Origin of the sequence: Polymorphospora sp. NPDC051019, assembly GCF_040683055.1 — a bacterium.
Classification (GTDB): Bacteria; Actinomycetota; Actinomycetes; order Mycobacteriales; family Micromonosporaceae; genus Polymorphospora; species Polymorphospora lycopeni.
In genome coordinates this window covers 1-22,843 of sequence record NZ_JBFBCH010000008.1, presented here as the reverse complement: position 1 = coordinate 22,843, position 22,843 = coordinate 1, and the positions used below count along the sequence as shown (strand labels likewise).

19 protein-coding genes are annotated in these 22,843 nt (G+C 71.5%); 10 read left to right on the top strand and 9 right to left on the bottom strand.

Annotated features, from left to right (window positions below):
- Position 1: 1 nt before the first annotated feature.
- Both AB0M79_RS16405 and AB0M79_RS16400 read right to left on the bottom strand, forming a co-directional pair.
- On the bottom strand, positions 2 to 2,104 hold the full coding sequence (locus AB0M79_RS16405) for a discoidin domain-containing protein (RefSeq protein ID WP_364213685.1): 2,103 nt from the start codon (positions 2,102 to 2,104) through the stop codon (positions 2 to 4).
- Positions 2,105 to 2,354: 250 nt separating this feature from the next.
- Positions 2,355 to 4,628 carry an excinuclease ABC subunit UvrA gene (locus AB0M79_RS16400; protein ID WP_364213682.1) on the bottom strand — a complete coding sequence of 758 codons (2,274 nt, stop codon included), beginning with the start codon at positions 4,626 to 4,628 and terminating at the stop codon, positions 2,355 to 2,357.
- Between the two features lie 143 nt (positions 4,629 to 4,771).
- Between AB0M79_RS16400 and AB0M79_RS16395 the strand changes: the two genes are divergently transcribed.
- Positions 4,772 to 5,563 carry a TetR/AcrR family transcriptional regulator gene (locus AB0M79_RS16395; protein WP_364213679.1) on the top strand — a complete coding sequence of 264 codons (792 nt, stop codon included), beginning with the start codon at positions 4,772 to 4,774 and terminating at the stop codon, positions 5,561 to 5,563.
- Here the strand turns inward: AB0M79_RS16395 and AB0M79_RS16390 are convergent.
- Positions 5,511 to 5,909 carry a nuclear transport factor 2 family protein gene (locus AB0M79_RS16390; RefSeq protein ID WP_364213676.1) on the bottom strand — a complete coding sequence of 133 codons (399 nt, stop codon included), beginning with the start codon at positions 5,907 to 5,909 and terminating at the stop codon, positions 5,511 to 5,513. The two genes, AB0M79_RS16395 and AB0M79_RS16390, sit on opposite strands and share 53 nt — an antisense overlap.
- A 529-nt stretch (positions 5,910 to 6,438) precedes the next feature.
- Here AB0M79_RS16390 and AB0M79_RS16385 point away from each other — a divergent pair.
- The 4 genes from AB0M79_RS16385 to AB0M79_RS16370 all read left to right on the top strand — a co-directional run bounded on the left by AB0M79_RS16385 (position 6,439) and on the right by AB0M79_RS16370 (position 10,825).
- Positions 6,439 to 6,996, top strand: a complete 558-nt coding sequence (locus tag AB0M79_RS16385) for a DUF559 domain-containing protein (RefSeq protein WP_364214248.1) — start codon at positions 6,439 to 6,441, stop codon at positions 6,994 to 6,996.
- A gap of 389 nt (positions 6,997 to 7,385) precedes the next feature.
- Positions 7,386 to 8,450, top strand: coding sequence for a glycosyltransferase family 2 protein (locus AB0M79_RS16380; RefSeq protein ID WP_364213673.1), 1,065 nt, complete (start codon positions 7,386 to 7,388; stop codon positions 8,448 to 8,450).
- A gap of 1 nt (position 8,451) precedes the next feature.
- Positions 8,452 to 10,299, top strand: a complete 1,848-nt coding sequence (locus AB0M79_RS16375; RefSeq protein WP_364213670.1) for a glycosyltransferase — start codon at positions 8,452 to 8,454, stop codon at positions 10,297 to 10,299.
- Between the two features lie 145 nt (positions 10,300 to 10,444).
- On the top strand, positions 10,445 to 10,825 hold the full coding sequence (locus AB0M79_RS16370) for a VOC family protein (protein WP_364213667.1): 381 nt from the start codon (positions 10,445 to 10,447) through the stop codon (positions 10,823 to 10,825).
- A gap of 19 nt (positions 10,826 to 10,844) precedes the next feature.
- Here AB0M79_RS16370 and AB0M79_RS16365 read toward each other — a convergent pair whose 3' ends face one another.
- The gene (locus AB0M79_RS16365; protein ID WP_364213664.1) at positions 10,845 to 12,077 is read right to left on the bottom strand and encodes an APC family permease; all 1,233 of its coding nucleotides are present in this window, start codon (positions 12,075 to 12,077) and stop codon (positions 10,845 to 10,847) included.
- Positions 12,078 to 12,193: 116 nt separating this feature from the next.
- Between AB0M79_RS16365 and AB0M79_RS16360 the strand changes: the two genes are divergently transcribed.
- On the top strand, positions 12,194 to 12,496 hold the full coding sequence (locus AB0M79_RS16360) for a hypothetical protein (RefSeq protein ID WP_364213661.1): 303 nt from the start codon (positions 12,194 to 12,196) through the stop codon (positions 12,494 to 12,496).
- A 53-nt stretch (positions 12,497 to 12,549) separates the two neighbouring features.
- Here AB0M79_RS16360 and AB0M79_RS16355 read toward each other — a convergent pair whose 3' ends face one another.
- On the bottom strand, positions 12,550 to 14,967 hold the full coding sequence (locus tag AB0M79_RS16355) for a M14 family metallopeptidase (RefSeq protein ID WP_364213658.1): 2,418 nt from the start codon (positions 14,965 to 14,967) through the stop codon (positions 12,550 to 12,552).
- A gap of 149 nt (positions 14,968 to 15,116) precedes the next feature.
- The gene (locus AB0M79_RS16350; protein WP_364213655.1) at positions 15,117 to 15,719 is read right to left on the bottom strand and encodes a TetR family transcriptional regulator; all 603 of its coding nucleotides are present in this window, start codon (positions 15,717 to 15,719) and stop codon (positions 15,117 to 15,119) included.
- Positions 15,720 to 15,839: 120 nt separating this feature from the next.
- Between AB0M79_RS16350 and AB0M79_RS16345 the strand changes: the two genes are divergently transcribed.
- The gene (locus AB0M79_RS16345) at positions 15,840 to 17,465 is read left to right on the top strand and encodes an MFS transporter (RefSeq protein ID WP_364213652.1); all 1,626 of its coding nucleotides are present in this window, start codon (positions 15,840 to 15,842) and stop codon (positions 17,463 to 17,465) included.
- A 4-nt stretch (positions 17,466 to 17,469) separates the two neighbouring features.
- On the opposite strand, the gene AB0M79_RS16340 is transcribed toward AB0M79_RS16345, so the two are convergent.
- Positions 17,470 to 18,255 carry a YaaA family protein gene (locus AB0M79_RS16340; protein WP_364213649.1) on the bottom strand — a complete coding sequence of 262 codons (786 nt, stop codon included), beginning with the start codon at positions 18,253 to 18,255 and terminating at the stop codon, positions 17,470 to 17,472.
- A 140-nt stretch (positions 18,256 to 18,395) separates the two neighbouring features.
- A complete protein-coding gene (locus tag AB0M79_RS16335; protein ID WP_364213646.1) occupies positions 18,396 to 19,694 on the bottom strand; it encodes a hypothetical protein in 1,299 nt (432 codons plus the stop codon).
- Positions 19,695 to 19,876: 182 nt separating this feature from the next.
- On the opposite strand from AB0M79_RS16335, the gene AB0M79_RS16330 reads away from it, so the two are divergent.
- Positions 19,877 to 20,776: an LLM class flavin-dependent oxidoreductase gene (locus tag AB0M79_RS16330; RefSeq protein ID WP_364213643.1), complete on the top strand. Its 900-nt coding sequence runs from the start codon at positions 19,877 to 19,879 to the stop codon at positions 20,774 to 20,776.
- Between the two features lie 351 nt (positions 20,777 to 21,127).
- Positions 21,128 to 21,739, top strand: coding sequence for a hypothetical protein (locus tag AB0M79_RS16325; RefSeq protein WP_364213640.1), 612 nt, complete (start codon positions 21,128 to 21,130; stop codon positions 21,737 to 21,739).
- A 58-nt stretch (positions 21,740 to 21,797) separates the two neighbouring features.
- Here AB0M79_RS16325 and AB0M79_RS16320 read toward each other — a convergent pair whose 3' ends face one another.
- Positions 21,798 to 22,268: a GNAT family protein gene (locus tag AB0M79_RS16320; RefSeq protein ID WP_364213637.1), complete on the bottom strand. Its 471-nt coding sequence runs from the start codon at positions 22,266 to 22,268 to the stop codon at positions 21,798 to 21,800.
- Between the two features lie 392 nt (positions 22,269 to 22,660).
- On the opposite strand from AB0M79_RS16320, the gene AB0M79_RS16315 reads away from it, so the two are divergent.
- Positions 22,661 to 22,843 (top strand): hypothetical protein (locus tag AB0M79_RS16315; RefSeq protein ID WP_364213634.1); only part of this gene is annotated, 183 nt, incomplete at its 3' end.

The following is a 22,843-nucleotide window of genomic DNA, read 5'->3' as shown; positions in this document are numbered from 1 at the left end:
GTCAGGTCGCGTAGACCTCGAACTCGCCGATCTGGCCGGCCGGCCAGCCGGTGTTGGCGGTGATCGACAGCCGGACGTGGCGGGTGGTGCTCGTCGGGAACTGGATGGTCACCGTGTTGCCGGTGGCCGGGTCGAAGACCCGCCCGGCCGGCCCGGCGAGCGTGGTGAAGGTGGTGCCGTTGGCGCTGCCCTGCACCGACAGCGTCTGGGTACGTGCCTGCCAGGCCGCCGCCGGCGGCAGCTTCAGCACCACCCGGCCGACGGCGACGGCGGCGCCGAGGTCCACCTGGATCCACTGCGGGAAGGTGTTGTTGGCGCTCTCCCAGTAGCTGGCCGGGTTGCCGTCGACGGCGTTGCCGGGCAGCAGGTTCTGGGTGTGGCCGCTGGCCGAGGTCGGCCGGCCGGCGGCCAGGTTGGTGACGGGTTGCCCGGCCGTCCCGTAGACCTGGAGCCGGGAGAGCTGGGCCGCCGGCCAGCCGGTGTTGCCGGTGACGGTGACCCGTACGTGACGGGCGGCCGTCGCCGGGACGTTGATCGTCACCTGGTTTCCGGTGGCCGGGTCGAAGACCCGCCCGGCCGGCCCGGCGAGCGTCGAGAACGCGGTCCCGTCGGTGCCGCCCTGCACCGACAGGATCTGGGTGCGGGTCCCCCAGCCGGCGGGCAGGGCCAGCACGACCCGCTCGACGGTCCGGGCCGCGCCCAGGTCGACCTGGATCCACTGCGGCAGCGCCCCGGCGCTCTCCCAGTAGGTGGCGGCACTGGTGTCGACGGCGTTCGCGGCGACGTACGGGCCGTTCTGGCTGCTCGCCGAGGTGGGCCGGCCGGCGGCGAGGTCACCGGTCGGGTCGGGGCCGCCGAGCGTCGGCGGGGTCGGGCGCACCGGGGTCAGCGGGAGCTGCCCCTTGAGCATCCGGCCGCCGTCGGCGGTGATCCGCAGGTAGTAGTCGGACGAGCAGGCCACCCCGTCCTCGTCGAGGGCCCGGATGCCGGTGCCGGCCGGCACCCAGGCGGCCGTCTCGGCGGTCTTGGCGATCTGGTTGCCCTCGTTGTACTCGTCGAACATCGACACGTACAGCCCCTGGGCGCCGAGCCGGATGAGGTTGTAGAGGTGCCGCCAGTAGAAGTCGCCGTGCGCCCGGTGGCCGGCGGACAGGTCGCCCGGCATGACGCAGGGCTGGTAGTCGACGCCGCGGGCGTTGCAGTCGGCCTGGTCGGGGACGTTGACGTTGGTGTGGAACCAGTCGAGGCCGTCGAGGGTGCCGGTGCGGCCGACCATCCACGGCGAGATCATGTCGAAGGCGCGGTAGACCTCGGTGAAACCGGGCCGCGAGTCGTTGACGCCGGTACGCCAGTAGGTCGGCACGCCGCCGATGACGTAGCAGCCCTGGGCCTTGAACCAGTTGACCACCTCGAGGCAGGGCGCCGGGGCGAACGGGCGGCCGGGGTCGTTGAAGCCGAAGCCCCAGATGCAGACGACGGGCTTGCCGTTCTGCCGGGCGTACGCCGGGGACGCGGTGTACGCCGACATCTTGGTGGTCCAGTCCGTCTTCAGCTCCGACTGCATGTTCGTCCAGCTCGTGACGTCGTACATGATGTAGAACTTGCGGCCGAAGCGCTCGGCCGCGTCGCGGACCTTGAGCGCCATGGCGTCGCGGGTCGGGCCCTCGTCGCCGAACGGGTTGAACCGCTGGAGCGCGGCGGTGTCGCAGCCGTAATCGCGCATCCAGCGGAAGTGCGTGTCGACGGTCTGCTGGTCGTACGACGAGAAGAGGGTCGCCGGCTGGCCGTTGCCGAGATTGGGGTAGGCGGTCGGGTAGCCGCGGCTGTATTCGCGCATGTCGGGCCAGGAGACGATCGTGGTGTTGGCCGGTGAGGGCGGCTGGAATCGGTCGCGGCTCCAGTGCCACCAGCCGCCGATCGGCGCGCCGTCGCCGGGGCAGGAGAACCAGCCCTGGTAGCCGACGGAGATCTTGCCGACGACGTCGCCGACCGGGCTGGCCGCGTGGGCCGGGGAGGCCGCGGCGAGCAGGTCGGAGGTGGACACGGCGGCGAGGGCCGATCCGGCGACCACCGACGACACGAAACTGCGACGGGTGACAGGCATGGTTGCTCCACTTCCTGCGAGCAGGTGCATCGATGCCCGGCATACTGCCAGCTTTGTTCACAGCATCGCAATAGTTGAATCAGTCGATGGAAATTTCCGACTGCCACCCCGCAAGATGCCGACGCCGCGCCCCACCTTCCCGCGATCTTGCAGTTGTCTCCCGCTTTTACACACCTTTGGGCGAATCCTTGTGCAAGATCGCGGGGCCGGCCGGGCGGTGGCGCCGCCCCGGCCGGCCCCGCGACTCGGGCTAGCCGCGGGCCAGGTATTCGCGCAGGTGGCGGGCTGTCAGCGAGGCGCCGTGCGCGACCAGGTCGGCCGGGGTGCCGGTGAAGACCACCTGCCCACCATCGTGACCGGCGCCCGGACCGAGATCGATCAGCCAGTCGGCGTGCGCCATCACCGCCTGGTGGTGCTCGATGACGATGACCGTGTTGCCGGCGTCGACCAGCCGGTCCAGCAGGGCCAGCAACTGGTCGACGTCCGCCAGGTGCAGGCCGGTCGTCGGCTCGTCGAGGACGTACGTCGCCGCCTTCTCGGCCATGTGGATCGCCAGCTTCAGCCGCTGCCGCTCGCCGCCGGACAGCGTCGTCAGCGGCTGGCCGAGGCCGAGATAGCCCAGGCCGACGTCACCGAGCCGGTCGAGGATGACCCGGGCCGCACCCGACGGGAAGAAGTCCCGGGCCTGCGCGACCGACATCGCCAGCACCTCGCTGATGTCCTTGCCCCGCAGCTTGTGGGTCAGCACCTCGGCGGTGAACCGCCGGCCCTCGCACGTCTCGCAGACGGTCGCCACCCCGGCCATCATCGCCAGGTCGGTGTAGACCAGCCCGATCCCCTTGCAGTTCTGGCAGGCACCCTCGGAGTTGGCGCTGAACAGGGCGGCCTTCACCCCGTTGGCCTTCGCGAACGCCGTACGGATCGGGTCGAGCAGGCCGGTGTAGGTGGCCGGGTTGCTGCGCCGGGAGCCACGGATGGCCGTCTGGTCGACCACCACCACACCGTCGCGGCGGGTCAGCGAACCGTGGATCAGCGAACTCTTGCCGGAGCCCGCCACCCCGGTCACGACGGTGAGCACACCGAGCGGGATGTCGACGTGCACGTCCTTGAGGTTGTGTAGCCGGGCACCGGTGATCGACACCTGCCCGGTCGGCTTCCGTACGGTGTCGCGCAGCGTCACCCGGTGGTCGAGGTGCCGGCCGGTCAGCGTGCCGGAGGCGCGCAGGCCGGCGACGTCGCCGGTGTAGCAGACCTGCCCCCCGGCGGAGCCGGCGCCCGGCCCGAGGTCGACGACGTGGTCGGCGATCTGGATCACCTCGGGCTTGTGCTCCACGACGAGCACCGTGTTGCCCTTGTCGCGCAGCCGCAGCAGCAGGTCGTTCATCCGGGCGATGTCGTGCGGGTGCAGCCCGACGGTCGGCTCGTCGAAGACGTACGTGACGTCGGTGAGGCTGGAGCCCAGATGACGGACCATCTTGACCCGCTGCGACTCGCCACCGGACAGGGTGCCGGACTCGCGGTCGAGGCTGAGGTAGCCCAGCCCGATCTCGACCAGCGAGTCCAGCGTCTCGGTCAGCCCGGCCAGCAGCGGCGCCACCGACGGGTCGGAGATCTTGCGGACGAACTCGGCCAGGTCGCTGATCTGCATCGCGGCGCATTCGGCGATGTTCCGTCCGGCGATCCGGCAGCCGAGCACCGCCGGGTTGAGGCGGGTGCCGCCGCAGTCCGGGCAGGAGGTATAGACCACGGCCCGGTCGACGAACGCCCGGATGTGCGCCTGCATCGACTCCCGGTCCTTGGCCAGGATCGTGCGCCGGACCTTGACCAGCAGGCCCTCGTACGTGGTGTTGAGGCCGTTGATCTTGACCTTGGTCGACGGCTTGTTGAGGAAGTCGTCCCACTGCTGCGGGGTGTAGTCCTTCAGCTTCACCGCCGGGTCGACGAACCCGGAATGGGCGATGCTCTGCCAGTACCAGCCGCCGACGTTGAACCCGGGCACCGTGATCGCCCCCTCGTCGAGCGAGAGTTCCCGGTCGACCAGCTCGTCGACGTCGACGTCGGTGACCCGGCCGAGCCCCTCACAACGCGGGCACATGCCGTCGGGGGCGTTGAAGCTGAAGGCGGTCGCCGGACCGACGTACGGCTCGCCGAGCCGGCTGAAGACGATCCGCAACATCGTGTACGCGTCGGTGGCGGTGCCGACCGTCGACCGCGAGTTGGCGCCCATCCGCTCCTGGTCGACGACGATCGCCGCGCTCAGGTTGCGCAGCGCGTCGACGTCCGGCCGGCTGGGGCTGCCCATGAACGACTGGAGGAAGGCCGTGTAGGTTTCGTTGATCAGGCGCTGCGACTCCGCGGCGATGGTGCCGAAGACCAGCGACGACTTGCCCGACCCGGAGACGCCGGTGAAGACGGTCAGCCGGCGTTTGGGGATGTCCAGGGAGATGTTGGTCAGATTGTTCTCGCGGGCACCACGCACCTCGATCACGTCGTGGCTGTCGGCGGGCAGGATGCGGTTCGGCATGGGATTTCCTTCCTGGAAGTTGGCACCCGATCTATCCAGGCGAGATAGCTTTATGTCATAAAGAAATAATCGGCAGGCAACCATACACCCCCCGGGAGCAACGCGTGGTGGTATTCGTCGGACAGGGCGACGCACGGCGGTCCATGACCCTGTTGTGGCGCGCCGACCGCACCGAACCCGCCCCCGCCCGCCCCGGCCGGCGGCCGGGCCTGACGATCGACGAGATCGTCGACGCCGCCATCGCACTGGCCGACGCCCGGGGAATGGCGGCCCTGTCGATGAACGCGGTCGGGGAACGGCTCGGCCGCACCGGAATGGCCCTCTACACGTACGTCCCCGGCAAGGCCGAACTCGTCGACCTGATGTACGACCGGGTGCTCGCCGAGGTACCGACCGACCCGCCCGGCGGCGACGACTGGCGGGCCACCCTGACCACCTGGTCGGAAAGCCTCTGGGAGTTCTACCTACGCCACCCGTGGATGCTCCAGATCTCGCACGCCCGGGCGGTGCTCGGACCGAACGAGTACACGATGCTGGAGACGGTCGTCCGCATCCTGTCCGGCAGCGGCCTGCCGGCCCCCGTCCTCATGCGCGTCGTCAACTCCCTGCTGCACTTCGTCCGCGGCGTGGCCCGGACGATCGCCGAGACCCGACAGGCTCCCGGCGTCACCGGCGTCTCCGACGACCAGTGGTGGTACGCCCGCTCGGCCCTGCTCGACGAGGTCACCCCCGACTTCGCCGAGCGGTTCCCGACCATCAGCCGGCTCGCCGAGGAGCGGGCCTTCGAGATGGCCGACGAATCCGTGCCCTACCTGGAGCAGGAAGCCCGCGAGACGTTCCACATCGGACTTTCCGTCTTCCTCGACGGCATCGAAACGCGGGTCAGGCGGCCGCCGGCGGGTCCGGGTCCGGCCGGGCCGCCAACGGGCCGCTGAACACCACCAACTGGTCGATGCGGCCGTCGCGTACGTGCACCATGTCGACGCCGTCGAGCACCACCGCGCCGCTGGCGTCCCGGTATGCCCAGGCATACCTGGCCCACTCCCCCGGCGCGTCGACCGCGCTGGTCCGCACCATGCGCCCGGGCCCCCGCCCGTGGCCACGCAGATACGTCACGAAGTTCTCCAACGCCATAAACCCCTGGGTACGCCCCAACGGCCCCCAGAACGTGACGTCGCGAGTGAACGCCTCGGCCAGCAACTCGGCCATCCGGTCGCCGGACGGGGTGTTGAAGGCCGCGAGAAAGGTGTCCACCAGCCGTTGCGCCGGATCATCATGCATCCACTGGTCATACCACCGAACCGTCGGCGGCGCCCGCGCCGGGGTGCCGGCCGCGCGGCGGGCCAGGGTGCTGGCCGCGCCCGCGCCAGGGTGTCAGCCACGCCCCGCGCCGGGGTGCCGGGCGCACGGCGGGCCAACGGGCCAACGGGGATGCTCGCCGGATGCCGCGTGTCGCTCAGGTCCCCAGGGAACTCGCCTTCCTGCCCTTCCGCGCAAGCCGGGCGATCGCCAGCGGCCTGCTCACCAAACGGATGCTACGCGGGCGGTCCTGGCACCGGCTGCTGCCAGACGTCTACGTCCACGCCGACGGCTACCAACCCGACGACCACCGGATGTGGTGCGACGCGGTCGCGTTGATCCTGCCACCGGGCGCGGCCATCGGCGGGCGCAGCGCCGCCTACCTGTGGGGCGTGCCGCTCCTTGATCGGCGAAGTCCGGTTTCGGTCGTGCTGCCGGGCACCTACCGGCCTCGTCGGCGGGAACGCGTCGTGGTCAGCTACTACCGCCTGCCCGCTGGCGACATCACGGGATTCGCGAACCTGCCGGTCACCACGCCGGCCCGCACGGCGTTCGATCTCGGCCGCCTGCTGCCCCGCGTCGAGGCGGTCGTAGCTGTCGACGCGCTGCTCGCCCGGCGGGTCGTCCGGGTCGACACCCTCGCCGACTATCTCGCCGCCCACCCGCCCTGCCCCGGAATCAGGCAACTCCGGCAGGTGCTCGCCCTCGCCGAGCCGCTCAGCGGGTCACCGATGGAGACCAGACTCCGACTCGTCCTGGTCGACGGGGGCTGCCGCCGCCCGTCGCCCAGCACGAGGTCCACGACCACCGGGGCCGGTTCGTCGGACGCGTCGACCTGGCCTATCCACGGTGGCGGATCGCCATCGAGTACGAGGGCGACCACCACCGGGAACGCACCCAGTTCCGCCGCGACGTCGCCCGGCTCAACGACCTGCGCGCCTGCGGCTGGCTCGTGCTGCGATTCACCGCCGACGACGTGCTCCGGCACCCGGAACGGATCATCGCCCTGGTACACCAGGCCGTCGCCGAGCGCGGGCGCCCCACCCGAAGCGGCGGGCAGCCATGTTGATCTGGGCAACAGAGACCTTATCCAGCCCCCGTAAGGTCTCTGCCGCCCAGATCGACAACGGGCCGCCCCACGGCGCGAGCGCACGGGCGGCCGCCGGGCCGCCCACACGCGGTGGGCGCACGAGCGGCCACCCACACGCGGTGGGCGCACGAGCGGCCACCCACACGCGGCGCCAGCACGAGCGGCCACCGACACGCGGCCGCCAGCACGAGTGGCCGTCAGCACGAGCAGCGCCATGTGTGGTTCGCCCAGTCGTCACCTGGCGTTGAGCCGACGCTACCGCTCACGTCGTCCACCGCCCGGATGCTGTCCGGCGACCGGCCCCGTGGCCCGCCAATCGTGCGGGATCGGGACAACCCCGACGCGACACCAGCCGGAGGGCGGCGCCCATGCCCCTGTTGAGCCTGATCGTCCCGGTGTACCGGGTCGAGGACTACCTCGCGCAGTGCCTGGACTCGATCTTCAACCAGTCGTTCGCCGAGCGGTCGCCGGACGAACTGGAGGTGATCGCGGTCGACGACGCCTCCGACGACGGCTCCGCGAAGATCCTCGCCTGGTACGCCGAACGCCACGGCAACCTGAAGGTCGTCACCCTGGAGCGCAACGGCGGGCTCGGCGCCGCCCGCAACACCGGCATCGACCACGCCACCGGTCGCTACGTGTGGTGTGTCGACAGCGACGACTGGCTGCCCGACGGCACCCTCGACGCGGTCGCCGAGCGGATCACCGCCACCGACCCGGATCTGCTCGTCACCGGCTACGCCCGGATCTACCCCGACCGGCCGGCCGAACACCATCCGGTCACCGACGCCGGCACCGACCTGCCCGAGACGTTCACCTTCGCGCAGCGCCCGAAGCTGCTCGACATCCTGTGGATCGCCTGCAACAAGGTGATCCGCCGGGACTTCCTGACCCGGTACGGCCTGCGTTTCGGCCCCGGCTGGTACGAGGACGTCGCGTTCGTGCTGCCGGTGATGCTCGCCGCGGAACGGATCAGCGTGCTCGACCGGTACTGCTACGCGTACCGGCAGCGGCCCGCCGGCGCGATCACGTTCACGGTCAGCGAGCGGCACTTCGAGGTCTTCGACCAGTGGACGCGGGTCTTCGACTTCCTCGACACCGACCCCGGCCGATACGGTGCACTGCGTCCGCTACTCTTCCAGCGGATGATCTGGCACTGCTTCCAGGTGCTCGGCCACGAGAGCCGGGTGCCCCGGTCGATGCGCCGGGCCTACTTCGCGCGCCTGACCGAGCAGTACGCACGCCACCTGCCGACCGGCGGCGCTCCGATACCGCCCGGCAACGACGGCGTCAAGCAGCGGATGGCGGCGGCGGGTGCCTATCGTCTGTTCGAGTTGTCGATGACCGCATGGCAGTTGCGGAACCGGATGTCCGGGCAGACCGGTCAGCCGGGCACCCGCCGGCCGGCGGTGGCTACGGGAGGAACAGGCTGACATGTCGCGGGAAGACGCCCGGTCCGGTCCGGATCACCAATCCCCGGGCGCCGGCCCGTCCGGCTGGCGGCTGCTCGGCGCGCCGCCGCCCGAGCGCGAGGAGCGGATCAGCCGTACGGTCGGGTTGCGGGTCCTGCGGCTGCCCGGCTCGCGCCGGGTGCTGATCGTCGCCGGTTCCGTCGACCGGCTGCGGGAACTGGCCGCCGACCCGTTCGCGGTCACCCCGTTCCGGGTCGTGACCGTCGTGGTGGCCTGGTGGCGCCGGCCCCGGCAGGGCTGGTCCGGGGCGATCGGCCCGCTGCCCCGGGTGCTCAGCCACCAGGTGTCCTTCCCCCGCCTGCGGCGCGGCTCCGCGACGGTCACCGTACGGCTGGCCCAGGCGCTGCCGCTGCGCGAGATCCTGCGGGCGGTGCTGCCGGCCGTCGGGTCGGCCAGCCCGCTGCCGGCACCGGTCAGCGCCGACCTGACCAGCCACGGCCGGCCACCGGCCTACCTGCCGGCGACGGGGGCGGTCGCCCTGCGGGAGCTGCCGCTCAGCAGCGACATCCGGGCCCATGACGTGGTGCTCGAACACGGCGGTCCGGCACCCCGCGACGGCTACGGCGACGACGGTCCGCCGTACGGGATCGGTTTCCGGACCGGCCCGCACGGCCTGACCGCCCCGGCGGCGGTGCTGATCGACGCACGCCGGATCAACCCGCGCGGCCGGCGGGCCGACGCCAACCGGCCGGACGCCCCCCGGGTACGCCTCGACTTCGGCCCGGCCGGGCGCGGCCTCGGTGGCCGGCTGAACGGCACCGGGCCGGACGCGACGACGTTGGCGACCCTGCGCCAGGTCGGTGTGGTGGAGTGCCCGCAGGTGCCGGCGACCGCTCCGGTGGAGACGGCGGCGCTGCTGGTCCAGCTCGCCGCGACGGGCGCCGTGCTGCACGCGCCGAAGCTGCCCGCCCCGGTCGCCGACCTGATCGTGCCGGAGTTGCGGGACATCATCACCGGCCCGGCACCCGCCGGCGACGAGCTGGCGATGGAGGCCCGCAGCGTACGTCAGCGCCGGGCCGCGCTGCGCGGGCACGCCACCGACTTCGCGCTGCCCCGGATCGCCGCCGGCCGGTTCCCCGAACTCGGCCGCCCGCCGACGGTGAGCGCGCTCCTGGCCACCCGGCGGCCGGAGATGCTGGCCGGGGCGCTCGACGCGATCATCGGCCAGACCTACCCGGAGCTGGAGATCGTCCTCTGCCTGCACGGGATCGAGTTGCCGGCGGAGATCCGGGCCCGGCTCGCCGGCTGCGGCCGGCCGGTCGAGGTTCTGGAGGTGCCGGACACGATCAGCTTCGGCGAGGCACTCGGTGCCGCGACCCGGCGGGCGAACGGCACGCTGGTCACCAAGTTCGACGACGACGACAGCTACGGCACCGAGCACGTCTGGGACCTGGTCCTGGCCCGGCAGTACTCGGGGGCGACGCTGGTCGGCAAGGGCAGCGAGTTCGTTCACCTGGAGACGCTGGGCATCACCGTACGGCGGCCGTCGGGTGTGTCGGAGGCCGACGGCGAACTCGTCGCCGGTGGCACGATGCTGCTCGCCAGGGGTGACCTGGAGGCGGTCGGCGGCTGGCGTCCGGTGCCCCGCTCGGTCGACTTCGGGCTGCTGGAGCGGCTGCGGCAGGCCGGTGCGGTGATCTTCCGGACGCATCCGCTGGGCTACGTCTACCACCGCCGCGACAGCGGGCACACCTGGGATCCGGGCCAGAACTACTTCCTCGAGGCGGCCCACACCCGGTGGACCGGCATCCCCGAGGACGCGTTCGCCAACCCGCCCCAGCCCGCCGGCGAGCCGCTCGCGCTGCACTGACCCGCATCGGGTGGTCGCCACCCGGCGACCACCCGTCCGTCCACTCTCGAATGGCCTCCGGCGGGTGCGCGGCCCGTTGCGCGGGTACGGTGGCGCCGCCGGGTACGGTGACGCTGCCCGGTACCGCCGCCGCCAGGAGGAGCGCATGACCGCCGTACCGTCCCTGACTCTGTCGGGTGTCGTGCTCGGATCGCCGGACCCGCAGGCGCTCGCCGCCTTCTACCAGCGGCTGCTCGGCTGGTCGGTGGAGCAGTTCGAACCGAACTGGGTCAAGCTGCGCTCCCCCGAGGGCGGGGCGGGACTGTCGTTCCAGACGGAGTCCGACTACCGGCGGCCGACCTGGCCGGCCGGCCCCGACGACCAGCAGATGATGATCCACCTCGACATCGCGGTCGACGACCTCGACGGGTCCGGCGCGCACGCGGTCGCCGCCGGGGCGACCCTCGCCGACTTCCAGCCGCAGGACGACGTACGGGTCTATCTCGACCCCGACGGTCATCCCTTCTGCCTGTTCCTGCGCGACTGACCGGCGCCGGAGCCGGGTCTCAGCGACGGGTGCGGCGGACCAGGTAGAGCAGCGCACCGGCGGCGACGACGGCGGCACCGGTCAGCACCGACGACAGCGGCAGTGCCACCGCCAGCACCAGGCAGCCGACCAGCCCGACGGCCGGCACCAGCCGGCGCCGGCCGAGCGTCCAGGCGGACGCGTTCGCGACGGCGTAGTAGAGCAGCACCCCGAACGAGGAGAACCCGATCGCGCCGCGCAGGTCGACGACGGCGACCAGGACGGCGACGACGAGTCCGACGGCGAGTTCGGCGTGGTGCGGCACCCCGTGGCGCGGGTGCACGGCGTCGAGGGCGGCGGGCAGGTGCCGGTCGCGGGCCATCGCGAACGCGGTCCGGGAGACGCCGAGCACCAGGGCCAGCAGGGCGCCTGCGGCGGCGAGCGCGGCACCGGCCCGGACGACCGGGGCCAGCCAGGATGCGCCCGCGACGGTCACCGCCTCGGCCAGCGGCGCGGCCGCCGCCGCGGTGCGCTCGGGTCCGAGTACGAGCAACAGGGTGACCGCGATCGCGGTGTAGACGACGAGGGTGACGCCGAGCGCGGTGCCGACGGCGCGGGGGATGGTGCGGGCCGGGTCGGTGACCTCCTCGCCGAGCGTGGCGATCCGGGCGTAGCCGGCGAACGCGAAGAACAGCAGTCCGGCGGCCTGGAGCACGCCGAGCGCCGGGAACGGTCCGGAGCCGAGGACCCCGCCGGCCGGCCCCGGCGTGCCGGCGGCTCCGACCAGGCCGGCGACCACGACCGCGACCAGCACGGCCAGCACGACGGCCACGATGATCCGGGTCGCGGTGACCGAACGTTGCACGCCGTGCCAGTTCAGGGCGGTGACGGCCAGTACGGCGAGGACGGCGGCCGGCCGTTCGAACCCGGGTACGGCGTAGGCGGCGAAGGTGAGCGCCATGGCGGCGCAGGAGGCGGTCTTGCCGACGACGAAGGACCAGCCGGCCAGGTAGCCCCAGAACGGCCCGAGGCGCTCGCGGCCGTACACATAGGTGCCGCCGGACAGCGGGTAGCGGGCGGCGAGGCGGGCCGACGAGGCCGCGTTGCAGTAGGCGACCAGTGCGGCCAGGGCCAGCGCGACGAGCAGCCAGCCGCCGGCGGCGGCCGCGGCCGGCGCGAACGCGGCGAACACCCCGGCGCCGATCATCGCGCCGAGGCCGATCACGACGGCGTCGGGCAGGCTGAGTCGCCGGGCGAGCCGGTTGTCGGGCATGACGTCATTGCAGCACCGGCGGGTCAGGTCCGCGCGGGCGGGGCGGCCGAGGCGGATCGATCGGTCTGAGTACCCGGGCTGATCCGGTCCGGCGGGCGTTGATTAGGTTTGCCGGTATGGCTATTTCCAGGCGGGGCCGGATCGTCCTGCTCGTACACGCCGCCGTCGTGCTCGTGCTGGTGCTCGCGTTCGTGGTGCTCGACGCGAACAGCGGTCCGGACGCCAACATCGGTGCCGGGCTCGTCGGCCTGCCGCTGCTCGCCCTCGGGGTGCCCTGGTCGCTGTTCTACTTCGCCGACCCGTACGCCTTCGACGACGTGGCGGCGCCGCTGCGGCTGCTGGCGATCGCCGGCCCGGCGGTGCTCAACGTGGTCCTGCACGCGCTGGTCTGGTGGCTCGTCGGCCGGCGGCGGGCCTGACGCCGAACGGGGTGCGGCCGGCCGGTGGTCCGCCGGCCGGCCGCATCCGGTGATCAGGGCTTCGGTACGTTCAGGATCCGCTCCCGCACCGCCTCGGCGTTGCCGGAGATGTCGACCGAGAACCAGCGCACCGTGGTCTTCGCGCTGATGGTGATCTGCTCGGCGCCCTCCCGGTAGCCGGCGAAGCCGAGCTTCGCCGAGGAGGTGGTCGGCTCGGACCCGTCCAACGTGTAGTAGATGTTGGCCGGCTCGTCGACCTTGAAGGTGAAGGTCGTGGTGCCGGGACCCTTGCCCTTGACGAGCAGTTCCGACGTCGGCTTGCTCTGGTCGGCCGCGTACTGCTTGGCGACCTCGAGGATCGCGATCTGGCCGTTGGCGAACTCCATCGCCTCCTGGTGGCCTTCGGCGAAGTCCGGCTGGAAGCCGACCGGCTGCCACCGGTTGGTCGCCGGGTCCCAGACGTCGGCGCCGACCTCGAAGTTCCAGGCGATGATGTCGTGGTTGTACCAGTGCGCGTCGGCGCTGTTACCGGCCGCCGAGTAGAGCACGTCGGTGACCGGGCCGGTGCGTCCGGGCCAGATCGCCGTACCGCGCCACGCCTGGACCGCGCTGAGGATCTTCGTCGAGGCGTTCCAGAAGTAGTTCTCGGTGCCGTAGTCGGGGCGCGGCAGCACCTCGCGGCCGGCCGACTTGTAGGCGCCCGGCGCCCACATGAAGTAGCCGCCGTAGGAGTGGGTGTTCATGGAGAACTTGATGTTCGGGAACGTTTCGACCAGCCAGTCCTCGTTCTTCGCCTCCGGCTCGGACTGCTCCGACGGGCCGGCGTACGAGCCGGAGGTGCAGCTCGACGACGCGCCGGAGTAGCCGTCGAACAGCGAGCCGACGTCCTGGTTGCGGTTGAGGTCGACGCCCCACGCGTTGCGCTGGGCCGGGTCGGACCAGACGGCGTCGCAGTGGTTGGTCAGGTTCTTCCGCTGGCCGTTGAAGTCGTACATGCTGTAGTGCCCGCCGTCGGGGTTGATCACCGGTACGACGAAGATGTCCAGCCCGTTGACCAGGTTGCGGGTCTTGGTGTCCAGCTCGTAGTTGCGCACCAGCCGCTCGGCGGTCTCCAGGCAGGTGATCGGGGTGACCCACTCCCGGGCGTGCTGCTGGCAGAAGAGGTAGACGCCGGGCTTGGAGCCGTCGCGGGCCCGGCCGATCCGCAGCGCCTTGGTCTGGAACGGCTCGCGGGAGATGTGGGCCGGGGCGTTCAGGTTGTCGCTGAGCCGGCTGGTGCCGACCGGGCGCACCACGCCGGCGCCGGCGTTGCCCCGGTAGGTGGCGGCGGTCAGCAGCGCCGAGGAGGCCTGGTCGCCGTTGAGGGCGGCGACGACCTGGGCGGCGGTGCTGGTGACGGCGCCGGAGCCGTCGGTCGCCAGCGAAACCACCACGGTACGGCCGTTGACGAGGACGGTCAGCGGCTGGCCGGCGGCACCCGGGTCGATCATCGAGATCGTGGTGTCGTTGCCGCCCTCGTGCCCCCACGCCTTGGTGGTGACGTAGAAGGTGTTGTCGGTGGCGGAGCCGAACTGCGCCTGCGCCTTTCGGCGGTAGCCGTTGGTCAGGTACGGCAGGTCGATGATCTGCGTGATCTTGGGGAACTCCTCGGACAGCGACACGATCCGCTCGGTGATCTCGGTCGGGTCCATGTAGCGGTCGATGAAGTCGGTGAGGTAGTGCGGTCCCGGTGCCGGCCGCGGGTTGCCGAGCCACTTCGTCACCGGCGCCTTGGCGGTCCCGCCCCGGTTGCTGGTGAAGGTGACCCGGGCCGGTTGCGCGGTGTTCAGCGCGAGCGGTGCGGAGAACCGGTGGTACATGTACTGCCCGGCATCACTGAACCGGGTCATCGTCGCGGTGCCGCCGGAGGCGGGCGGGGTGTCCTTGCCGGTGTCCCAGCTCGCGGTCAGCACCGTCTGGGCGTCGGTCGCGCTCGACTTGACCTCGAACGACAGGAAGCGCTTGCCGTCGAGGCTGGTGAACCACTCGGCCCGCAGCACGGTCAGGGTGTCCGTCTCGGCCTCGGCGGCCTCGGCCGAGGCGATCGCCGCCGCCCGGTCGGCGACGTTCTCGGCGTGGTCGGTCTGGTCGGCGATGGCGTCGCGTACGTCGAAACCCATCTCCCGCAGCGCGGTGCTCTCCGGTGGGCTGAGCACGGCGTGCACCTCGATGCCGCCGGGCACCGGCTTGCTGTATTCGGTGAGGTCGACGCCGAGCGCGTTGAGCTGGTCGATCTGGGCCTGGTCGGTGGCGACGACCCGCATCAGGGCCACGCCGTTCTGCTCGAAGGTGGACTTGCGCTCGGGCTCGACCTGCCCGTCCGCGCCGGGCGGGGTGGCCAGGCTGGGCAGGGCGGCCATGCCCAGCAGGGCGGGGATCGTGAGCAGTGCCAGCAGGCGGCTCATCCGGGACCGTCTTGCGCGACTTCTCATGCGGGCTCCTCCGGTTAGAGGCGTGCGGCAGCCCCGCCCGGTGCCGAGGGAAGCGACTTTCCCCGGTGTGCTGCCGGCGCGGCCCCGCTCGAAGCGGGGCTGCGCCGAAGTTTCCGCCCGACTTCAGCCCTTGTCAATATCCATGATCATCACATTTCCGGCATGCCGGTTACCACGTCACCACTCCGGGTGGTTTTCTCGGCCGGCCGACCGACGAGTGCGGTCAGGGCGGTTTCGAGCATGTCGGGATCGGGCGCCGCGCCGGTCACCATCGCCTGGAGGATGACCCCGTCGAGCAGGGCACCGGCCGCCGCGGCCGGCCCGGCTCCGATCAGCGGCGTGAGCAGGGTACGGATCTCCCGCAGCCACAGCCCGGCCAGCTCGCGCAACTCCTCGTTGCGGACGGCGGCCAGGTAGAGCTCGTACTCCAGCAGCATCCGTTTCCGGTCCCCCACGGCCAGCCCGGTCATCCAGACCAGGGCACCGACCAGGTCCCGCCCGTCGCCGATCTTCCCGGCCAGGTCGCGTATCTCGCGGCGGACCCGCTCGGCGGCCTGCTCCAGCGCGGCGGCGACCAGGTCGGGCAGGGTCGGGAAGTAGTAGGTGGTGGAGCCCAGCGGTACGCCGGCCCGTTCGGCGATCGCGCGGTGGCTGGTCCGGGCGATACCGACCTCGATCACGAGTTCGAGGGCGGCGTCGAGGATGGCCTGCCGGCGACCCTGCGGGTCACGCGCGCGGCGACCAGAATTCATCGGCACCCCCTGCCCCGCTACTGTACGGTCGTACATGTACGACCGTACAGCAACACGCGCCGATCCGGCGCGGAGGATCAACATGCGCCGCCCCGGCGCGGAGGATCGGAGTCTCCAGGAATGCGCGACAGGCTGACGCCGGCCGCCGACACGAGCACGGACGCGGGCGCGGGTTGGCGGGAGTGGACCGGACTCTTCGTGCTCATGCTCCCGGTCCTGCTGATCTCGGTCGACATGACGGTCCTCGGCTTCGCCGTACCCAAGCTCAGCGCCGACCTCGACCCGTCCAGCACCCAACTGCTGTGGATCGTCGACATCTACTCGTTCATCCTCGCCGGCCTGCTGGTCACCATGGGCAACCTCGGCGACCGGATCGGCCGCCGCCGGCTGCTGATGATCGGCTCCGTCGGGTTCGGCGTGGCGTCGCTGGTCGCCGCGTACGCCCCCGACCCCGCCACCCTGATCGCCGCCCGCGCCCTGCTCGGCGTCGCCGGCGCCACCCTGATGCCGTCCACGCTCTCGCTGCTGCGCAACATGTTCACCGACGAGCGGCAGCGCCTGCTGGCCGTCGCCGCCTGGGGATCGGCGTTCAGCGCCGGATCCGCCCTCGGCCCGCTGATCGGCGGCTGGCTCCTCGAACACTTCTGGTGGGGCTCGGTCTTCCTGATCAACCTACCGGTGGTTGCCGTCGCCCTGCTCGCCCTCCCCCTGCTGGTGCCCGAGACCCGCGACCCGGCACCCGGCCGCTTCGACCTGCCCGGCGCCGCCCTGTCGCTGCTCACCATGCTGCCCACCGTCTACGGCATCAAGACCCTCGCCAAGCGGGAGTCACCGCTGGTCGCCGTCGCCACGATCGCCGTCGGCCTGGTGTTCGGCTACCTGTTCGTGCGCCGCCAGCGCGCCATCGCCGACCCGATGATCGACATCTCGCTCTTCCGCATCCGTCGCTTCAGCGCCGCCATCGCCACCAACCTGCTGGTGGTCTTCGCGCTGATCGCGGCGATGTTCTTCCTTCCGCAGTACCTCCAGTCGGTCGCCGGCATCTCGCCGCTGCGCGGCGGCCTGCTGCTGCTACCCGGTGCCCTGCTCTCCATCGTCGCCGGATTCACCGCCGCCGCCACCGCCCGCCGGGTCGGCATGCAGCGCCTGATCAGCGCCGGGATCACCATCTGCGCCCTCGGATTCGCCGTCATCCTGCTGCTGCCGTACTTCGACGGAGCCATGATCGTCACCGTCTCGTTCGCGATCACCAACGTCGGCGCCGGCCTGGTCATGACGCTCACCAACAGCATCGTGCTCTCCGCCGTGCCACCCGCCCGCGCCGGCGCCGCCGCCGCGGTCTCCGAGACCGGGTTCGAACTCGGCGGCGCCCTCGGCGTGGCCGTACTCGGCAGCGTCCTCGCCACCACCTACGCGGCGCGGCTGCCCGACGTACCCGGGGTCACCGGGACGGCGATGGACACCGCCCGGGAGACCATCGGCGGCGCCGTCGCGGTCGCCGCCGAGACCGGCGGTACGGCGGGTCAGGCCCTGCTCGACACCGCCCGGGACGCGTTCACGTTCGGGGTGCAGGTGACCAGTGCCGTCGGCGCGGTGCTGCTGGCGGCCACCGCGGTGCAGGCATGGTTCCTGCTGCGCCCCGCCGCCGTCCGGCCAGCCGCCCCGGCCGCCGACCGCAAGCCGGCCGCTGACCGCAAGCCGACCGCTGACCGCAAGCCGGCCGCGGACCGGAAGCCGGCCGGGTGACGGCTCAGGGCTGGAGACGGACGCTCAGGCCCTTGCCGCCGAACTCCTCGCACACGAACACCGGCTGGCCCGGCCGGCTCGCCCCGGCGTCGAACCGGTAGCCGATCTCGTCGAACTCCTCGATCCCGGCCGCCGCGTCGACCCGCCGGGTGACCAGCCACCGGGCGAACGCACCACGGGCGATCTTCGCGTGCACGGTCACGAACCTAGGCTCGCCCGACTTCGGGTCGACGGTCAGGAACTTCGGCGTGACCAGCCGGGCCGCGTCGACGTACGGCGTCACCGTCCGGCTGTATTCGACGGCGGCCAGGTTGACGATGAGCCCGGTCGCCGGGACGCAGCGCGCCACCGCGTCGCCCCAGAAGTCGTACAGGCTGCCGTACTTCGGCCCGGGCAGCTTGTAGCCCATCTCGAGCCGGTAGGGGCGGATCCCGTCGTACGGGCGCAGGATGCCGTAGAGCCCGGACAGGATCCGCAGCCGCTCGTCGGCGTACTCCCGGTCGGCGTCGGACAGGTCACCGATCCGCAGGCCGCTGTAGATGTCGCCGATGAAACTGTGCACCGCCGGCGACTGGTGGTCCGGCACCGCGTCCCATCCGGCGATGACCTCGTGCGTCTTCTCCGCCAGCGACTCCGACAGTTGCATCACCTCGGCGAGCCGTGCCGGGGGCAGGGTCTTCAGGTAGCCGGCCAACTCCTCGGCCCGGTCCACCAGTGCGGGCGTGCCCAGCGGTACGCCGTCGCGCGGTGCCGCCCGCATCGCCTTCGAACTGTGGATGAGAATCATCATCGCCGGACCACGAGCCTTCCGTCGCCTTTTGTCCGGCCCATGATGGCATCCCGCGGTCCCGGCCGGTGACGCGCCGGCCGGGACCGCCGTGGTGCCCTGGCGCGCGGCCGGCCGGCACCACTACGCCGGCCGGCCGCGGCTCACGTGCCGTTGCGCGGCCTCTTGGTCTCCCGGCCGCCGTCGTTGCTCAGCTTCCGCTTCGTGGCCCCGGTCGGGGTCACGATCTCGACCTCGGACTGATCCTCGGACTCGTCCTCGGACTCACTCTCGGACTCGGGCTCGATCTTGGCCTTCTTCGCCGAACGGCCGCCGTCATCGGCCGCCTTCCGCTTCGTGGGCCCGCCCGTCGCCTCCTTCCGGAGTTGCTTGACCTGCGCCATGGTCAACTCCCGCTCCGTCACCAGCGGTTCGCCGTCGTCGCCGGTGTCCGAATCGGAGTTGTACTCGTCGGTGACCGTGTTCCACTTCTGCGCCTGGCCCTTCGTGCGACCCCGGCCGGACAGCGCCATGATGTAGTTCGGGCAGGCGTACAACAGCGTCACGTAGGTGTTCGGAATCGCCCGCTCGATCCGGTCGGCCAGCTCCGTCACGTCCCGGTCGACGTACTCTTCGATGTCGATGTTGGCCGCCTCGCTCGGCCAGTACGGCCCGGGGCGCACCCCCCGCCCCTGGAACAGGTCGAGGTAACAGGCGACACACGGCCGCTTCACGCCCGCGATGTGCGTCGGGGTGACCCCCACCGCCCGGCTGATCCGGCGCTCGGCGTGCAGTCCGTCCTCGCCGTCCGCGCACACGACGACCGGCTCGGTGAGGGTCTCGCACACCAGGGGATAGTCCCCGTCCCACCGCGTCGACTCGTCGAGGATCCGTAGACGCAGCTTCGCCCGGTGCCGCTCCTCGCGCTCGCTGAACGTCAGCGCGGAATCGGCCGCCCGCTCGAACCGGTCCAGTTCGTCGAGGATCCGGGTGACGAACTGCGTACAGGTCTTGTACCGTCCGGCGATCCTGGCCAGTTCGGTGTTGCCCTTCCCGCTGTTGGCGGCGATGTAAAGCACTCCCTTGTGGACGGCGGCCTGCACCTCGACGGGGTTGAGGGCAAGATGGTTCAGGTACTTGAAGACCAGGGTCGAGATCCACCGCAGCGCCTGCCCCTCGCGGTCGGAGCCGTACGAGCGCGGCTCGACCACGTTGTCCGAGTCGGCGTAGAAGTCGGCCAGCTTTCCCTTCTTCAGCCCGAGTTCCGCACCGGCCTCGCCCTCGGTGGTCACCCGGTGAAGGGTCACCCCCATCTGCGGGATCGGCGCGTCCTTGGCCTCGTCCCAGGTCGCCTTGGCCCCCTGGAGATGCCACTGCCGACGGCGGAACTCGTCGTAGAGCTGCTCGATGAATCGGGCCCTGGCGCGGGCCGGTGAATCCGTCGTCTGGGCTGGCTGGGTCATGCCGATCTCTCCCCGGATCAGAGGTTCCGCGACACGGAGCCGCTCGCGTCGCCACAACCAATCACCCGAGGGCCCCGGACGGGGCAGATACGTTTGATTCCCGACTCAGCACATGCCCACCGGCCGCCGCCGGCACGCGTACGATCACGGTGACCGTCCGCAACCGCCGGGGCAGGTGCCTGATGACCGATTACCGACACGACCTGCTCTTCGGGACGTTCCTCACCCCGAACGCCCAGGACGCCGAACGGGTCGTCGAACTGGCCCGGCTCACCGAACAGGTCGGGCTCGACCTCGCCACCGTTCAGGACCACCCCTACCAGGCCAGGTTCCTCGACACCTGGACCCTGCTGTCGGTCATCGCCGCCCGCACCACCACGCTGCGGGTCTCCCCCAACGTCGCCAACCTGCCGCTGCGGCCGCCGGCCGTACTCGCCCGCAGCGTCGCCACCCTCGACATCCTCACCGGCGGCCGGGTCGAACTCGGGCTGGGCGCCGGTGGCTTCTGGGACGGCATCGCCGCCCTCGGCGGCCCGAAACTCGGCGGCGCCGAAGCGGTCACCGCCCTGGAGGAGGGCATCGCCGTCATCCGGGCCATGTGGGCGGCCGGCGGCCCGACCGTACGCCTCGACGGCACCCACCACCGGGTACGCGGCGCCCACCCCGGCCCGGCACCCGCCCACGACGTGGGTATCTGGCTCGGGGCGTACAAGCCACGCATGTTGCGCGTCACCGGACGGCTCGCCGACGGGTGGCTGCCGAGCAGCTCATACACCGGCCCCGAGACGCTGCCCGCGCTCAACCACGCCATCGACGAGGCGGCGCGGAACGCCGGCCGGAATCCCGCCGACGTACGCCGCCTCTACAACATCGCGGGCTCCTTCGACGGCACCGGCAACGGTTTCCTGCGCGGGCCGGCCGCCGTGTGGGCCGAGCAACTCGCCGAACTCACCCTCGACCAGGGCATGAGCGCCTACATCCTCGCCAGCGACGACCCGGACCAGATCCGCCGGTACGCGGCCGAGGTCGTACCCGCCGTACGCGAACTCGTCGCGGCCGGCCGGTCCGGCCCGGCTACCTGAGCGACCTACGGCGGTCGTTGATCTGAGCGTCAGCGACCTTTCCCGACGCCGGTAAGGTCCCTGCCGCTCAGATCAACGTGCCGTCGGCTCGCCGGAATGCGCGGGGACGGCCGGTGGTTGCACATGGCCGCGGCCGGTGAAGTGCCCGCCGGAGGGACGTGAAGACCCCCGGCGTAGGTGACACTCCCGGCACGTGAACCGGGTCGGCTGGAATGCCACCGCGACCCGATCCGTTACACCCTGTCCGCACCCGTGTACCAGCGCGGTGCGGATCCCCCGCGTGCGAGGCAGACGTGGGCGACGGCCGTCCCCCGGCCGTCACACATCCCCCTCGAACAAAGGACATCCCCCATGACGAAGTTTGCGACGTACACCCGAACCGCACTGCTGGCCACCGCCGGCCTGGCCCTCGCCGCCGGCCTGGCCGGCCCCGTCACCGGCGACCCGGCGACCACGCGGACCGCACCCTCGGTGGTGCAGTCCGCGCCGGCCTTCGTCGCGCCGGACACGGCGGACAAGCCGACCGTCGAGCAGCTGATGCCGCTGGGCGAGCCGACGAACCAGTCGAGCTTCACCCCGAGCGCGGAGCAGATGGACAACGCCCGCAAGATCATCGACGCGGGTAAGGACATGGACCTGCCGCCGCGGGCGTGGACGATCGCGATCGCGACCGCGTTGCAGGAGTCGAAGCTGGAGAACCTGGGCCACCTGGGCGAGCGGAACGACCACGACTCGCAGGGCCTGTTCCAGCAGCGACCGTCCAGTGGTTGGGGCACGGTGGCGCAGATCACCGACCCGGACTACTCGTCGAAGGCGTTCTACAAGGGCCTCACGCAGGTCGACGGCTGGGAGGACATGCCCCTGACCGTCGCCGCCCAGACCGTGCAGGTCTCGGCCTTCCCGAACCACTACGCGCAGTGGGAGAAGATGGCCGCCGACATCGTCACCGACGTCACCAAGTGACGCTTGCGCACACGTGGGCGCCGTCCATCCGGACGGCGCCCACGTTTGTGTCTCCGGCTCATTCGCCGAGCACCAGCATCACGTGCTCGTCCGCGCCGTGCCGCACCGATCCGGTACGGGTGAAGCCACATCGTTCCAGCAGCCGGATCGACCCGGTGTTCCCGATGTACGGATCGGCGTAGAGCGGGCGGTTCCGCTCCCGCGCGAGGAACAGGGTGAGGGCCCGCGTGCCTATGCCGCGTCCCCAGAACCGTCGGCCGAGCCAGTAGCCGATGAACCGCCGGTCCCCTTCCCACCAGGCGACGGCGTTGCCGGCCAACTCGCCGTCGACGGTCACCGCCTGAACGAACACGGTCGGATCCCCGAGCACCCGCGTGGCCCAGTGCGTCATGAACCGCTCCCGCCCGCGGGGCGGAAAGTTCGACCGACGGGTCGCCTCCGGATCGTGCTCCTGCTCGAAGAAGACCGGCAGATCGGCCTCCTCGACGTCTCTCAGCCGTATGTCACCCGGCGACACCTCGCTGCCCATGCGGTCGAGTCTCGCACCGGGGGCCGACAGTTCCGCACCGCGAATCCGGACACTCGGCGCTTTACCGTCCGGTGGTGACGTCTGTCGGGCGGCCGATCGGCGGAATGGCCGGCGGGCGCGGGTCGTTGTACATGACCGCGGCCGAGGTGGCACCGCTGCGGTGCCCCGCCCGATCGCGCCCCCGCCCGATCCGGAGATCCCCAGCCGGATGTCGCCGGGCCGGAATGGCCCGGGCCGGCGGTGCGTTACACCCGGTCCGGACGTGAGCAGCACCCCCCGCGCCACGTCCGTGAAGGTTTTGCCCCGCGTGAGAGGCATGCGTGAGGGCGGCAGTCCGAACACACCCCGTTCGGGTTGTCACCATCCCCCTCGAACAAAGGACACCCCCGATCATGACTGTCTTCGCCACGTACACCCGTAAGGCCCTGCTCGCCACCGCCGGTATCGCGATGGCCGCCGGTCTGGCCGGCCCGACCAGCACCGCCCTGGCCGCCGACCCCACCCCCACGCAGGCCGTCACGGTCGCGCAGGCCGTGGCAGAGCAGGCGGACAAGCCGACCACCGAACAGCTGATG